Below are 14772 nucleotides of genomic sequence, written 5' to 3' on the forward strand. Positions count from 1 at the left end.
GCCGCAAGTAACCCACGGGAGCCCGGTGCGGACCGGGCTGAGAGGGGGGCTGGGAGCCCCCGACCGTCGAACCTGATCCGGGTAATGCCGGCGCAGGGAGGAGCGTTGCCGTGCTGTCCCTGGGACGACTGCATCTCGTCACCGACACCCGGCCGGGGCGTGACCCGCTCGCCGTGCTGCGTGCCGCCCTGCCGGTGGCCGGCGCCGAACTCGTCGTGCAGGTGCGCGTGGAGGACGACGCCACCGACCGGGAGGCGTACGAGCTGGCGTGCCGGGTGGCGCAGGAGTGCCGGCCGTACGGGGCACAGTGCCTGGTGAACGACCGGCTGCACGTGGCGCTGGCGGTGGGCGCCGCCGGTGGCCACGTCGGCGCGGACGACCTGCCCGTGGCCGCCGCGCGCCGGGTGCTCGGCCCGGACGCCGTGCTGGGCGCGACCGCCCGGGAGCCGGTGGGCGCCCGCGCGGCGGTGGACGCGGGCGCGAGCTACCTGGGCGTGGGCCCGTGTCACGTCACCACGACCAAGTCCGGCCTGCCGGATCCGATCGGCCCCGAGGGGGTACGCGCGGTCGCCGAGGCGGTGGGCGTGCCGATCATCGCGATCGGTGGGGTGACCGCCGCGGGTGTGCCGGCACTGCGGGCGGCCGGGGCGTACGGGGTGGCGGTGGTCGGCGCGCTCAGCACGGCCGCCGATCCCGCACACGCCGCGGCCGAGTTGATGCGGGCGCTGACGTGGTGAGAGAGGGCCCTTCCGCTACCGGAGGCGTTGACAGAGGGCCCGACGTGGCGGTGGTGGGCGCCGGGCCGGTCGGACTCGCCGTCGCGTGGCGGTGCGCGCAGCGCGGACTGCGTGTGGTGGTGCACGACGACCGGCCCGGTTCGGGCGCCTCGTCGGTGGCCGCCGGGATGCTCTCGCCGGTCGCCGAGGCGTACTTCGGTGAGCACGAGCTGACCGCCCTGCTCGTCGGGTCCGCCGCCCGCTGGCCCGGTTTCGCCGCCGAGCTGGCCGAGGCGAGCGGCGTCGACCTCGGCTACCGCACCGAGGGCACGCTCGTCGTCGGGCTCACCGCCGACGACCTGGCCGAGGCGGGGCGGCTGTGGTCGTACCAACGGGGTCTGGGACTGCCGATCACGCCGCTGCGCCCCTCGGAGCTGCGCGACCGCGAGCCGGCGCTGGCGCCGCGCGTGCGCGGTGGCGCGGTGGCCCCCGGCGACCACCAGGTCGACCCGCGCCGGCTGGTCGCGGCGCTGCGCACGGCCGCCGGACGGGCCGGGGTGGAGCTGCGCCCGGCCCGCGTCGGCGCGCTGTCCGAGGTGGACGCCCGGGTCACCGTGGTCGCGGCCGGTTGCGGCGCGGCGGCGCTGACCGGTCTGCCGGTCCGCCCGGTGAAGGGCCAGGTGCTGCGGCTGCGCGCGCCCGGTGGCGGTCCGCCGGCCTTCCGGCACGTGATCCGGGGGTACGCGGACAGCGAGTCGGTCTACCTGGTGCCCCGGGACAGCGGTGAGGTGGTGGTCGGGGCGACAGTCGAGGAGCGCGCGGACACCGAGGTCACCGCCGGCGGGGTGCTGACGCTGCTGCGCGCCGCCGCGGAGCTGGTGCCGGAACTCGTCGAGTACGAGCTGGTGGAGGCCGTCGCCGGGCTGCGCCCCGGTACGCCGGACAACGCGCCGATCATCGGGCCGCTGCCCGGACGGCCGGGGGTGCTCGTGGCCACCGGGCACCACCGGCACGGCATCGTGCTCACCCCGGTCACCGCCGACCTGGTCACCGAGCTGATCGTCACCGGCGAGCCGGATTCCGCGCTCGCCCCCTTCACCCCGGACCGCTTCGGGAAGGAGCGCACGTGGAACTGATCGTCAACGGCACCGGCCGCACGCTGCCCGACGGTGTCACGGTCGCCGAGGTGGTGCGCGCCGTCACCGACCGGGAGCGCGGGCTCGCGGTGGCGGTGAACGGCGAGGTGGTGCCGCGCGGCGGCTGGTCGGCGAGCGTGCTGCGCGACGGCGACCGGGTCGAGGTGCTCAGCGCCACCCAGGGCGGGTGAGCGGCATGTCCACGCTGGAGATCGGCGGGGTCACGTTCGGCTCCCGGCTCGTCCTCGGCACCGGCGGCGCGGCCAACCTGCACGTGCTGGAGCAGGCGATCCGTGCCTCCGGCACCGAGCTGGTGACGCTGGCGCTGCGCCGGGTGGACACCACGCCCGGCGGGTCGGGCGGGCTGCTCGACCTGGTGGAGCGGTGCGGCGTACGGCTGCTGCCGAACACGGCCGGCTGCCGGACCGCCGTGGAGGCGGTGAAGACGGCGCACCTGGCCCGGGAGGCGTTCGACACCGACTGGGTGAAACTTGAGGTGATCGGCGACGAGCGCACGCTCCTGCCCGACGGGGTGGAGCTGCTGCGCGCCGCCGAGGAGTTGGTGGCGGACGGGTTCACGGTGCTGCCGTACACCTCGGACGATCCGGTGCTGGCGCGGCGGCTCGCCGACGTGGGATGCGCGGCGGTGATGCCGGCCGGCTCGCCGATCGGTTCCGGGCTGGGCATCGGCAACCCGCACCACATCCGGCTGATCCGGCAGTCGGTCGACGTGCCGGTGGTGCTCGACGCGGGCATCGGCACCGCCTCCGACGCGGCGCTGGCGATGGAGTTGGGCTGCGACGCGGTGCTGCTGGCCAGCGCCGTGACCCGGGCCGCCGACCCGGTGGCGATGGCCACGGCGATGCGCTACGCGGTCGAGGCCGGCCGCCTCGCGTACGGCGCGGGCCGGATCGCCCGCCGCTTCCACGCGCTGGCCTCCACCCCCGACGACGGACGGCCCGACCTGTGACCGCCGCCCGAGCTTTGGACGATCTTGGTACGGGGGCGCACTCCAAGGGGCGGCCAGATATCAAGAACTACACCGGCCCGACCGGGGTCGTGCTGCTTACCGATCGAAGGGTGGCCCGGGGGGCGCTCGTCGATGTGGTGGCGCACGCGGTGGGCGGGGGAGTGCGGTGGGTGGTGCTGCGGGAGAAGGACCTGCCCCGCGCCGAACGCCTCGCGCTCGCGGTCGACCTGCGCGCGATCCTCGCCGAGGCGGGCGGCACGCTGATCGTCGCCGGACCCGATCCACTCGACGGGGACGCGGTGCACCTGCCCGCCGCCGGCCCGTACCCGCCGCCCGTCGTCGGACTGGTCGGCCGATCCTGCCACGACACCGCCGAGCTGGCCCGGCTCACCACCGAGCACTACGCGACGCTGTCGCCGGTCTACGAGACCCGCACGAAACCCGGCTACGGCCCGGCGCTGCAACCCGATGGACTACACGAGCTGATCGCGGCGAGCCCGGTCCCGGTGCTCGCCCTCGGCGGCATCGAAACCCCGGCGCAGGTCACCGCAGTCGTCGAGGCAGGCGCCACAGGAGTAGCAGTGCTGGGCGCGATCATGCGCGCCCAGGACCCCGCCGAAACCGCCACCACGCTGGGCAGAGCCTTCCAGGAGGCGGTCACCGCAACCACCGGAGAAGACAAGTGACGCCGAGAACAGTCCTCACCATCGCCGGCTCCGACTCCGGCGCGGGAGCAGGCATCCAGGCCGACCTCAAGACGTTCGCCGCGCTCGGCGCGTACGGCACCAGCGTGCTCACCGCCGTCACCGCGCAGAGCACCCGGGGTGTGGACGCCGTCCTGCCGCTGCCCCCGCAGACGGTGCGCGACCAGATGGACAGCGTGCTCGGCGACTTCGACGTGCGTGCCGTGAAGACGGGGATGCTCGGCACGCCGGCGGTCGCCGACGCGGTGGCCGAGGCGGCCCGGGGCGGGCGCCTGCCGCACCTGGTCGTCGATCCGGTGCTGGTCGCCACCAGCGGGCACCGGCTCGGCGTGGTGGAGGCGGTCGAGCGGCTGCTGCCGTACGCGGTGGTGGCGACACCCAATTGCGCGGAGGCCGCTGCCCTCACCGGAGGCCCGGTGGGCACCGTGGCGGAGATGGTCGCGGCGGCCGAGGCGCTCGCCGCGCGCGGACCGGCGTTCGTCGTGGTGACCGGCGGCGACGTGGACGCCGACGGCGAGTCGGTGGACGTGCTCGCGGGCGGCGGAACCACGCGCCTGCTGCGCGCGCCCCGGGTGGACACCCGGCACAACCACGGCACCGGCTGTTCGTTCTCGGCCGCCGTCGCGGTCCGGCTCGCCGCGGGCGACGCGGTGCCGGTCGCTGTGGAGGCCGCCAAGGAGTACGTCACCCGCGCGCTGACCGGCGCGCAGGGCTGGGAGCTGGGCGCGGGCCGCGGGCCGCTCGACCACTTCGGCTGGTCCGCATGAGCGACAGGAGGCTGTCATGCAGGCACGTCGCAAGGTGTACGTGGAAGGGTCACGCCCCGACATCCGGGTGCCGTTCGCCGAGGTGACGCTGACCGGGGACAACCCGCCGGTACGGCTCTACGACACCTCCGGTCCCGGCTCCGACCCGGAGGTGGGGCTGCCCGCGCTGCGCGGGCCGTGGATCGCCGAGCGCGGCGACGTCGCCCCGGTACGCGGCGCCGGCACGCCGCTGGCGGGGACCCGTCCGACTCAGCTCGCCCACGCGCGGGCCGGGATCGTCACGCCGGAGATGGAGTTCGTGGCGATCCGTGAGTCGGTGTCACCGGAGTTCGTCCGGGACGAGATCGCGGCCGGTCGGGCGGTACTGCCGCTGAACGTCAACCACCCGGAGTGCGAGCCGGCCATCATCGGCAAGGCGTTCCTGGTGAAGGTGAACGCCAACATCGGCACCTCGGCGGTCACCTCGTCGGTGGCCGAGGAGGTGGAGAAGCTGACCTGGGCGACCCGGTGGGGCGCGGACACCGTGATGGACCTGTCCACCGGCAAGCGCATCCACGCCACGCGCGAGGCGATCGTGCGGAACGCGCCGGTGCCGATCGGCACGGTGCCGATCTACCAGGCGCTGGAGAAGGTCGGCGGTGACCCGGTGAAGCTGAGCTGGGAGGTGTTCCGCGAGACGGTCATCGAGCAGGCGGAACAGGGCGTCGACTACATGACCGTGCACGCGGGCGTGCTGCTGCCGTACGTGCCGCTGGCCGTGGACCGGGTCACCGGGATCGTCTCCCGGGGCGGCTCGATCATGGCGGCCTGGTGCCTGGCGCACCACGAGGAGAACTTCCTCTACGCGAACTTCGCCGAGCTGTGCGAGATCCTGGCCCGGTACGACGTGACGTTCTCCCTCGGTGACGGCCTGCGCCCCGGGTCCATCGCCGACGCCAACGACGAGGCGCAGTTCGCCGAGCTGCGCACGCTCGGCGAGCTGACGAAGGTCGCCTGGGAGCACGACGTGCAGGTGATGATCGAGGGCCCCGGGCACGTGCCGATGCACAAGATCAAGGAGAACGTGGACCTCCAGCAGGAGTGGTGCCACGAGGCGCCGTTCTACACGCTCGGACCGCTGACCACCGACGTCGCGCCCGCGTACGACCACATCACCTCGGCGATCGGCGCGGCGATGATCGGGATGTTCGGCACCGCGATGCTCTGCTACGTCACCCCGAAGGAGCACCTCGGGCTGCCCGACCGGGACGACGTGAAGGCGGGCGTGATCGCATACAAGATCGCCGCGCACGCGGCCGACCTGGCCAAGGGGCACCCCGGCGCGCAGGCGTGGGACGACGCGTTGTCGAAGGCCCGGTTCGAGTTCCGCTGGTCCGACCAGTTCAACCTGGCGCTCGACCCGGAGACCGCGCGGGCGTACCACGACGCGACGCTGCCCGCCGAGCCCGCGAAGACCGCGCACTTCTGCTCGATGTGCGGGCCGAAGTTCTGCTCCATGAAGATCACGCAGGAGCTGAAGGACTATGCCGCGCGGGGCATGCGCGGCAAGTCGGAGGAGTTCGTCGCCTCCGGCTCACGGGTCTACCTGCCGCTGGCCTGAGCGAGGCCGGGGCGGGCCGTCACGATCCGGCCCGCCCCGGCCGCCGTTCAGTCGCGGTGGTGCCGCCCGGTACGCAGCGAGCGGGAGTCGTCGGCGTTGTCGTCCGAGGCGAGACCGGCAACCCAGTCGACGTACTCGTCGTCGGCGGCGGCATCCGGCTCGGCCGTACCGTCGGCCGGCTCCGGGTCGGCCTTGGGCCGGTTACGCCGGAACAGGCCGCGCCGGGTCTTCGTCTTCCCGGCGGGCACGTCGACGTCCTCCGGGCCGGCGTGCCGCCCGCGCCGCAAGTCCGGCTCGCTCGCCTCGGGCAGCGCGGTGTCGGCACCGGCCTCGGCCGGTACGGCGGTCGCCGGCTCCGGTCGGGCGACCGGCAGTGCGGCTTTCGCCTCCGGCCGGGAAACCGGCCCGGCGGGACGGGCGTTCGTGGCGAGCGCGTCCCAGCCGGCGCTCGCGCCCGGCTCGGGCAGACCCCGATGGCGGGGCCGCGGCGCCGGCTCGGCGGGGGTGGTCGCCTCCGCGCCGTCCCGGGTCGGTGCGTCCGGTTCGGCGGTGACGCGCTGCGGGCGGCTCGCCCGGGTGATCGGCCAGGCCGGTCGTACCTCGCCGGGCGCGCCGGCGACCTCCTCGAACATCGGGAACCGGGGCCGGGACGACGGGACCGGCGCCGGGTCGTCGTCGAAGAAGAAACTGCTCCGGGTACGCCCGGCCGATGCGTCCTCGCCGGCTGGGGAGCCGGTGCGGGGCGCCGGGCCGCCGAGGGAACCGTCGGGAGTGCCGGAGTTCACGCGGCCCGGCGTCGAGGCCGCGCTCGCGTCGCCCCGGGCCGGGTCCGCGGCCGGTGGGATCGGGGCGGTGTTCGCGGCGTCCGGGGCCGGGCGGCCCGGCCCGCCGGTCACCGTCGGCGGGACCGCGGTCGAGCCGGACCGCGCGCTGGTGGCCGTGGGCGCGGCTTCGGTCCGTCCGCCCGGCACGTCCGGCCTGGCGGCGGCCGGGTTGCTCGGCGTGGTGCCGGCCGGGTTGCTCGGCGTGGTGCCGGCGGGGCGGCTCGGCGTCGTCGGCATGGCGTCGGTCTGCTCGGCCGGCGTCGTCGGTGTGGCGTCGGCCGGGGCGGCGTCGGCCGGGGCGGTGTCGGGTGCGGCCGGGCCGGCGGCGCGTGGCCCGGCCTTCGGGGTGCGGCCGCGCCGGGAACGGGCGGAGCGACCGGTCCCGGCAGTGGACTCGGCCGGTGGCACGGCGGCGGTGGTGCCGTCCGCGTCGGCCGGGACCGGTCCGGCGAGGTCACCGCCGTCCGTCCGCGGGCCGGGGACGTGGCTCTCGGTGGTGCCGCCGGTGGCCGGCGACGCGTCCCCGGCTGTGGTGCCCGGGGAGGTGGCATCCGCGGTGCGGGGTGCGGTGGAAGCGTCGGCGGGTGACACCGGCCCGTCGGTGGACCGGCCGGCGCGGGTACGCCGGGGCCGGGTCACCCGTGGCGTGGTCGCCGTCGGTTCCTGAGCCGGCCCGGCATCGCCCCTCCCGGCGGCCGTGCCGGCGGTGCTGTCCGCGTGGGCCGTGTCCGTGCCGCTGTCCGCGCCCGGTCCCGCGCCCGAACCCGGGATCGGGCGGCCCGCGGCGAGGACGTCGATGGCCGAGGTCCGGCGCCCCGGGGGCAGCAGCCCCGGCATGGGCTGGCCGTGGGTCGTCCTGTCAACGGTGGCCGGACGGTCGCCCGCCGGCTGATCGGCGGTGGGCAGACCGGGGACGGCGGGCCGGTCGGCGGCGGGAAGATCGGCGCCGACCGGCGCCGACGTCGTGGTCGAGCCGCCGGGCTCCGGCCAGTTCCAGTGCGCGGGCGCGGCGGCGCCGCTCGTCACCGGAGGTGTGGGCGGGGCGGCCGGCGCGACCGGGGTGGACGAGTGCGGCAGCGGCGCGAGGATGTCGGTGGCCTCGACGGCATCGGGGTCACCGGTGACGGTGACCGGTCGCGGCAGCATCGTGGTGGCGGTCGAGCCGAGCGCGCCGGCGATCACGGCGATCAGCGCGCCGTAGTAGGGCGCGACCTGGTAGCGGTCGGTGGCCGAGCCGGGACCGGCGGTCAGGTAGGCGAACGCGACGAGCACCGGGCCGGCTGCCCCGGCCGCGCCACCGACCAGCGGCGGCCACCCGGCCCGGCGGGCGAGCACGCCGACCGCCCCGCCGGCGAGCAGGGCGAGCACGGGCAGCAGCAGCATGGACAGGCGTTGGGCCGCCGCCGCATCCAGCCAGGAGGGTTCGAGCACGCCGAGCCGTACCGTGGCCAGCGGGCGGCTGGAGACGATCGTGGGCGCGACGGAGAGCAGCGCCAGCAGCCAGACGATCCCGGCGGTGATCGCCACCCCCCAGCCGAACGGCGGCTTGAGCAGCACGGCGATCGCGGCGCCCGCCCCGACCACCGCGCCGAGTGCGGCGCAGATGCCGGCGGCCCAGGCCGGGTCGACGGAGCCGCCCAGCTCGGCCGCGCGGGCCGGCTGCATGCACAGCGGGGCGACCACCATCGCGCCCAGCGCGCCGACACCGGCGACGGAGAGCAGTTCGGTGGTGCCGGCGGGACCGTCGTCGCGGCGGGCGATGCGCTCGGTGAGGACGGCTCCGGCGACCGTGGCGACAGCGGCGAACCAGCCCACCCAGACGAGCTGGGCGGGCCACCGGTTTGCCGAGACGTCGACGAACGCGCCGTCGAGGCGTACGACTCCGAAGCCGTACGCGATGCCCAACTGGCCGGCCCCGGCCAGTACGCTCACGCCGAGCGCCGTGAGCAGCAGCCTGCCCCACGTCCGAAAGGCCATGTCCGGCACGTTACGGCCCGGTGACCCCGATCGCCACCTTGCCGCCGCGCGGCGCGGCGAACCCGCCGGCGTGGCTACTTCAGCTCGACCAGGCGCGCGAGGTATGTGGTGTCGCCGACATTCGTGAGCATGTGCACCGCGCCCGGATCCCGGTAGACCACGCCGCCGGTCGGCTCGTCGGCGTCGATGGTGGCGCCGTCGATCGTCTGCACCACGTTCTTCGCGCCCTGGATCGCCACCACCAGGTACGGGTGGTCGTGGCGGTGCAGCGGCTGCCGCTCACCCGGCTCCAGCCGGATGTGCCAGACACGTACCCGGTCGTTCTCGTACACGATCTCCTGGCCCACCGGCCCGAGTTCGAGGTCCGCGGAGAGTTCGGTCATCGTGGTCCGTCCAGTCGGGGGAGCACCTCGGCGGCGATGAGCTCCACGTGGTCGAGGTCGTCGAAGTCGATCAGGCGCAGGTGCACCCGGGTGGCCCCGATCGCGGCGAACTCGCCGATCCGGTCGACGAGCTGGGCGGGGGAGCCGACCACCGGGTCCTCCGGCGGCAGCGCGCTCGTGACGTGCAGCGGCGCGGCCCGGCGCTGCGCCTCGGCGTCGGTGCGCCCGATCGCCACCACGATGCCGGCCGAGAGCGTCAGCGGCGCGCGGCCGGTATCGGCCCGCCCGACGCGGTCGCATGCCTCCCGCACCCGCTCGTACGCGGCGGCGGTCTCGGCCACGCTCTTGAACGGCATGTTGAACTCGTCGGCGTAGCGGGCGGCCAGCTCGGGCGTGCGCTTGGGTCCCCGACCGCCGACGATCACCGGCGGGCCGGGCTGCTGCACCGGCTTGGGCAGCGCGGGGGCGTCGGCCAGCCGGTAGTGCTCGCCGGTGAAGCTGTACGTCTCGTCGGACGGGGAGCGCCACAGCCCGGTGACGATCTCCAGCTGCTCGGCGAGCCGGTCGAAGCGTTCGGCGACGGGCGGGAACGGGATGCCGTACGCGGTGTGCTCGCGCTCGTACCAGCCGGCGCCGATGCCCAGCTCGACCCGGCCGCCGCTCATCCGGTCGACCTGGGCGACCATGACCGCGAGCGGCCCGGGGAGCCGGAACGTGGCGGACGTGACAAGCGTGCCGAGCCGGATCCGGGAGGTCTCCCGGGCCAGCGCGGCGAGCGTCAGCCAGGCGTCGGTGGGGCCGGGCAGCCCCGGCTCGTCCCCCATGGCCCGGTAGTGGTCGGCCCGGAAGAAGCCCTCGAAGCCGGTCTCCTCGACCAGCCGGGCGAACCGGAGCTGGTCGTCGTAGTCCGCTCCGCGGTGGGGTTCGGTGAACACCGAGACCCGCATGGTCACCGTCCTCCCACGGGTACGCCCGGGGCGTCCCGCTCCATCAGCAGTTCGTGCAGTTCGGCGCTGATCCGCGCGACGTCGGCCAGGTGTTCGTGGCGACCCAGCGTGCGGGGCCGGGGCACGTTCACCTCGACCACCTCGCGGATGCGCCCGGGGCGCGGGCTGAGCACGACGACCCGGTCGGCGAGCAGCACCGCCTCGTCGATCGAGTGGGTGACGAAGACGATCGTCGCCTTCGTCTCCATGTGCACCCGCTGGAGTTCGCCGGAGAGTTCTTCCCGGGTGAGCGCGTCGAGGGCGGAGAACGGCTCGTCCATGAGCATCACGCGGGGCGAGCCGATCAGCGACCGGCACAGCGACACGCGCTGCTGCATGCCGCCGGACAGCTCGTGCGGGAGGCGCTTCTCGAAGCCGCCCAGCCCGGCCATCTCCAGCAGATTGCGGGCCCGGTCGCGGTGCTCGGCGCGGCGCCAGCCGAAGATCTCCACCGGCAGCAGCACGTTGTCCAGCACCGAGCGCCAGGGCAGCAGCGCCGGCCGCTGGAACAGCATGGCCACGTCGCGTCGGGGTTTCGTGATCGGCTTACCGGCCACGGTGATCTCACCGTCGGTGACCGGCAATAGGCCGGCGATCATGCGCAGCAGCGTGGACTTGCCGCAGCCGGACCGGCCGAGGACGGCGACGAACTCACCTTCGGCGACGTCGAGGTCGATGCCGCGCAGCGCCTCCACCCGTCCCGAACGGCCGTCGAAGGTGCGGGACACCCCGGACAGTCGAATCATCTCCCGCCGGCTCCCTTCCACATCGTCTCGTCCACGTCGTCTCGAACGCGAGCCGGGCTAGCGTAGCGGGGCGGTGTGCTTATAGCACCGTCCGGGGTGGACGTCAGTCCACTTTCCGTCACGCAACTTCGTTTCCGTTCCGAAACCGGGACGGCGGCGGGAGGTCATCTGCCTTCTCGTACTCTGTTGCGCGCGAAGAGTCCCCTCACGACGGCCCAGTCGGCCCAACTCAGCTGCCGACCCCGTCGGACCCACGACCCGACCGGCGAAGAAGTCCTGGTCGGAAAGGACATGGTGCACTGATGAGAAGGCTGACCCGTACGGTCGCCGCCGCGGCTCTGGCGACCGCCCTCGCCCTGGTGGGCGGCTGCAGCAGCGACTCGGACAAGTCCGAGAGCGGCGGCGGCAACGGCGCGGCGCTGGAGAAGGTGACGTACCTCACCTCGTTCGGCAACTTCGGCCGTGACTCCTACGCCTGGGTGGCGAAGGACAAGGGCTTCTTCAAGGAGGCCGGGTTCGACGTCGACATCAAGCCCGGCCAGGGCACGGGTGGGGTGGTTCAGGTCGCCGGTGGGCAGGCGGACTTCGCCCCGGTCGACCTGACCGGCGCCATCCTCCAGCTCGCCAACGGCCAGGCCCAGGGCTTCGTCGCGGTGGCGGCGATCCAGCAGCGCACCATGGCCGCCATCGCCTCGGTCGAGGGCAAGAACATCGCCACCCCCAAGGACCTCGAGGGCAAGAAGCTCGCCGACACCCCGACCTCCGTCGTGCGCAACCTCTTCCCGACGTACGCGCGGCTCGCCGGCATCGACGCCAGCAAGGTGACCTGGGTCAACGGGGAGGCGCAGACGCTGATCGGCATGCTGGGTTCCGGATCGGTGGACGGCATCGGCCAGTTCGTCGTCGGCCAGCCCACCATCGAGACGGTCACCAAGAAGAAGGCCGTCCTGCTGCCGTACAGCAACGTGATGCAGGACCTCTACGGCAACGTGCTGGTCACCTCCACCAAGAACGCCAAGGAGAAGCCGGAGATGGTGAAGAAGTTCACCGCCGCGCTGCTCAAGGGCCTGGAGTACTCCCTGGCCAACCCGGACGAGGCGGGCGAGATCCTGAAGAAGAACGTGCCCGCCGCCGTCCCGGCCGCGGCCTCCGCCGAGCTGAAGCTGATGGCCGCGTACGTCCGGTCGAGCAACTCCGGCACCGCTATCGGCACGCTCGACAGTGGCCGGGTGGCCAAGAGCATCGCGCTCCTGCAGGGCGCGGGCGCCATCAAGCAGAACCTCACCCCGGACCAGATCATCGACTTCAACCTCGCGCCGAAGGCCTGACCGGCCCGCTCGGGCCAACGGGGTGCGACCCGCCGGACACCCCGGTGGGGCGCACCCCCTTCGCGTGCCGGTCGACCGACCGGCGCAGAGAGGAGGACACGTTGACACAGTTGACCGAGGCCCGGCCGGAGGTGCCGCAACCGCGCCCGGCCGCCGCCCGGCGTGGGTTCGCCGTACGCCCGGCCGCGGTCGGGCTGCCGGCGCTCGGCCTGGTGATCGCGGTGGCCGCCTGGTGGCTGGTCACCTCGGGGCTGAGCCTGGTGCACCCGGCGGCGCTGCCGCCCCCGCAGGCGGTGGGGGAGTCGCTGCTCGGGACCACCGAGGTGCTGGTGCCCGCGTTGGGCATCACCACCTGGATGACCCTGTTCGGCTTCCTGCTCTCGTCGGCAGCCGGCGTGCTGATCGGGATGGCGCTGGCCGCCTCCAGCCGGGTGGAGCGGATGTTCGCGCCGCTGCTGGTGGCGGTGAACGCGGTCCCGAAGATCGCGTTCGGGCCGCTGCTGGTGGTGGCCGTCGGCTGGGGGCAGAAACCCATTCTGACCATGGTGTTCCTGCTCTGCTTCTTCCCGATCGTGCTCTCCACCGCCACCGGGCTGACCACCACCCCGGCGGACCTGGCGGAGCTGGGCCGGTCGCTGAACGCCTCGTGGTGGCAGTCGTTCCGCAAGGTGCGTTTCCCGGCCGCGCTGCCGCAGATCTTCGTCGGGCTCAAGGTGGCCATGCCGCTGGCCGCGATCGGCGCGGTGATCGGCGAGTTCTACTCCGACCGCCCGGGTCTGGGCTACCAGATCCTGCAGTACAACGGGGTTGGCGACACCGCCACCGCGTGGGCGGCGATCGTGCTGGTGGCCCTGATGAGCATCGTGCTATACGCCGCGCTGAGCCTGGTCGAGCGCCTGGCCCTGCCCTGGGTCCGGGCCACCACCTCAGCCCGCTGAGAGCGCGGGGGCCGGCCACGACAGGCGTGGCCCCACCGCAACCGGCGCGGGGATCAAGCCTGTCCGCCCGGAGCCGGTTGCGGTGGGGCCACGCCCCCCACGGCGACTAACCCGCGAGCCGCCAGCGACCACCACGGGCCACGAGCGTCGTCAACGCCTGCGGCATCAACCCGGAGTGGTTGTCCGGCGTCATCCGGATCGGTCCGGACAGCCCGTCGAGCTGGGAGGTCTCCAGCACGTCGCGCAGCGCGTCCCGGTCGACCTTGCCCGGCTCGCCGCCGGCCCGCTGCTCGGCGTCGGCGATCAGCTGGACCGCGTCCGCGGCGAACGAGGAGAAGCCGTTGTAGCCACCGAACCGGGCGGTGTAGTCCTGGAACCACTGCCGCCGCGCGGCCTTGGCCGGGGTGGTGGCGATCACGTCGTCGATCACCATGGTCTGGGTGAAGATCAGCGTCGCCTCCTCGGTGGATCGGGCCGACGGGCCCAGGAAGAGGTCACCGGCGGCCGAGGAGTCGAAGAACAGCGACCCGCGGAACTTGCTCTGCCGGGCGGTGGTGGCGGCGAGCGTGGCCTGCTCCGGCGTGGTCCACAGGACCAGCGCCTGCGGCTTGCGCTCGATCAGCTCGTTGATCTGCGTGGTGACCTCAGTGTCGGTGGACCGCACCGACTGGTTGCCGACCAGCTTCACGCTGGTCTTGCTCAGCTCGCGGCGCAGGGCGGTGAGCCCTTCCTGGCCGTAGCCCTCGGCGCTGTGCAGCAGCGCCACCTTGCGGACGTTGCGCCGGTCCAGTTCGGCGGCGAGCGCGGCGGCGCTGTCCGCGGCGTTCGGGGCGAGCTTGAAGACATATCGCCGCTCGGCCACCGGCTCGGTGACGGCGCTCGACGACGCCAGTGCGATCGTCGGAATGCGCTTCTCACCGATCGTGCGGGCCGCACCGACGGCGCATTCGTTGCAGCCGCCCATGATGACGGCGCTCACCCGTGAGTCACCGCTGAAATCATTGATGTTCCGCAAGGATTCCGCGGCGTCCGAGCGGTTGTCCTTGACCCTCAGATCGATCTTCCGGCCGCCCAGCGCGCCGGAGGCGTTCAACTGCTCGACCTTCAGTTCCAGAGCCCGTTGGTAGACCTTGCCGACGGGCGCCGAAGCGCCGGAGAGCTCCAGATCGGCGGCGATCACGATGGGGCTGGTGTCCTGCGGATCCCCGCCGATCCCGCAGCCGGTGAGCGTGGTGGCCAGCACGGCCGATGCGAGCGCCGCGATGCTCGCGGAGCGGATGGGGCTCAACTCAGTCCTCCAGGTGCGGCGCGGGCCGACGCCCGATCACCGCCGCTAGTCCGTCCTCAGTGGAGGAACGGGATTGGTGTGCCGTACGGTGTGCGCGAAGCCTGCAAAACCTTGCCAATGCCGGGGCCTGTGGTCAAGCCGGGGCCCGGAGTCCTGTTTCGGGACGGCTATCCCACATGCTGGGGACACGGAACATTAACCGACAATTACTGCACAGAAGCGCTCGACCACTCTGGAGTGACATCCCCTGTTCAGGGGGTTGGAGAAAAGAAGGTATTAGGTGATCGGGTCCCGGGTTGCGCCACCCCCGACCGTTTCCTGCCCCACTGCGGCTTCCCAAAAACGATCTCGTCTGATGAAATCGCGGCCGTGCCGCGTGCGGCGCTGGCCGCTGCACCAGGCACGGGTC

14 protein-coding genes and 1 riboswitch are annotated in these 14772 nt (G+C 73.7%); of the genes, 9 read left to right on the forward strand and 5 right to left on the reverse strand.

What is annotated here, in order from left to right; translation table 11 throughout:
• Window positions 1-4: 4 nt before the first annotated feature.
• Window positions 5-116: riboswitch (TPP riboswitch) on the forward strand.
• From thiE to thiC, 7 genes are all read left to right on the forward strand, one after another.
• On the forward strand, window positions 111-737 hold the full coding sequence (gene thiE, locus ACFYON_RS06770) for a thiamine phosphate synthase (protein WP_354870435.1): 627 nt from the start codon (window positions 111-113) through the stop codon (window positions 735-737). (Overlaps the previous riboswitch by 6 nt.)
• A complete protein-coding gene (gene thiO, locus ACFYON_RS06775; protein WP_357707301.1) occupies window positions 731-1852 on the forward strand; it encodes a glycine oxidase ThiO in 1122 nt (373 codons plus the stop codon). Before thiE ends, thiO begins: the two co-directional genes overlap by 7 nt.
• Entirely contained in the window at window positions 1843-2043 is a 201-nt protein-coding gene (gene thiS, locus ACFYON_RS06780; RefSeq protein WP_354870441.1) for a sulfur carrier protein ThiS, read from the forward strand. The genes thiO and thiS overlap by 10 nt, the downstream gene beginning before the upstream one ends.
• The gene (locus tag ACFYON_RS06785; protein ID WP_354870444.1) at window positions 2040-2822 is read left to right on the forward strand and encodes a thiazole synthase; all 783 of its coding nucleotides are present in this window, start codon (window positions 2040-2042) and stop codon (window positions 2820-2822) included. Before thiS ends, ACFYON_RS06785 begins: the two co-directional genes overlap by 4 nt.
• Window positions 2823-2881: 59 nt before the next feature.
• Window positions 2882-3508 (forward strand): thiamine phosphate synthase, encoded by a 627-nt coding sequence (locus ACFYON_RS06790; protein WP_354870793.1) that lies wholly within the window; start codon window positions 2882-2884, stop codon window positions 3506-3508.
• Window positions 3505-4293: a bifunctional hydroxymethylpyrimidine kinase/phosphomethylpyrimidine kinase gene (thiD, locus tag ACFYON_RS06795; protein ID WP_354870447.1), complete on the forward strand. Its 789-nt coding sequence runs from the start codon at window positions 3505-3507 to the stop codon at window positions 4291-4293. Before ACFYON_RS06790 ends, thiD begins: the two co-directional genes overlap by 4 nt.
• 16 nt (window positions 4294-4309) lie before the next feature.
• A complete protein-coding gene (gene thiC, locus ACFYON_RS06800; protein WP_354870450.1) occupies window positions 4310-5893 on the forward strand; it encodes a phosphomethylpyrimidine synthase ThiC in 1584 nt (527 codons plus the stop codon).
• A gap of 47 nt (window positions 5894-5940) precedes the next feature.
• On the opposite strand, the gene ACFYON_RS06805 is transcribed toward thiC, so the two are convergent.
• From ACFYON_RS06805 to ACFYON_RS06820, 4 genes are all read right to left on the reverse strand, one after another.
• Window positions 5941-8694, reverse strand: coding sequence for a hypothetical protein (locus tag ACFYON_RS06805; protein WP_354870453.1), 2754 nt, complete (start codon window positions 8692-8694; stop codon window positions 5941-5943).
• A 74-nt stretch (window positions 8695-8768) separates the two neighbouring features.
• A complete protein-coding gene (locus ACFYON_RS06810; protein ID WP_073828925.1) occupies window positions 8769-9077 on the reverse strand; it encodes a cupin in 309 nt (102 codons plus the stop codon).
• On the reverse strand, window positions 9074-10024 hold the full coding sequence (locus ACFYON_RS06815; RefSeq protein WP_354870456.1) for an LLM class F420-dependent oxidoreductase: 951 nt from the start codon (window positions 10022-10024) through the stop codon (window positions 9074-9076). Before ACFYON_RS06815 ends, ACFYON_RS06810 begins: the two co-directional genes overlap by 4 nt.
• Before the next feature lie 2 nt (window positions 10025-10026).
• Window positions 10027-10809, reverse strand: coding sequence for an ABC transporter ATP-binding protein (locus ACFYON_RS06820; protein ID WP_354870459.1), 783 nt, complete (start codon window positions 10807-10809; stop codon window positions 10027-10029).
• 302 nt (window positions 10810-11111) lie between these two features.
• On the opposite strand from ACFYON_RS06820, the gene ACFYON_RS06825 reads away from it, so the two are divergent.
• Together ACFYON_RS06825 and ACFYON_RS06830 are read left to right on the forward strand one after the other, a co-directional pair.
• The gene (locus tag ACFYON_RS06825; protein WP_354870462.1) at window positions 11112-12137 is read left to right on the forward strand and encodes an ABC transporter substrate-binding protein; all 1026 of its coding nucleotides are present in this window, start codon (window positions 11112-11114) and stop codon (window positions 12135-12137) included.
• 110 nt (window positions 12138-12247) lie between these two features.
• Window positions 12248-13075 (forward strand): ABC transporter permease, encoded by an 828-nt coding sequence (locus tag ACFYON_RS06830; RefSeq protein ID WP_387187755.1) that lies wholly within the window; start codon window positions 12248-12250, stop codon window positions 13073-13075.
• 106 nt (window positions 13076-13181) lie between these two features.
• Here the strand turns inward: ACFYON_RS06830 and ACFYON_RS06835 are convergent, their stop codons facing one another.
• Complete coding sequence (locus tag ACFYON_RS06835; protein WP_354870465.1) at window positions 13182-14363, reverse strand: ABC transporter substrate-binding protein; 1182 nt, start codon at window positions 14361-14363, stop codon at window positions 13182-13184.
• Between the last annotated feature and the right edge of the window lie 409 nt (window positions 14364-14772).

This window comes from Micromonospora sp. NPDC005686, from assembly GCF_042871665.1.
Classification (GTDB): domain Bacteria; phylum Actinomycetota; class Actinomycetes; order Mycobacteriales; family Micromonosporaceae; genus Micromonospora.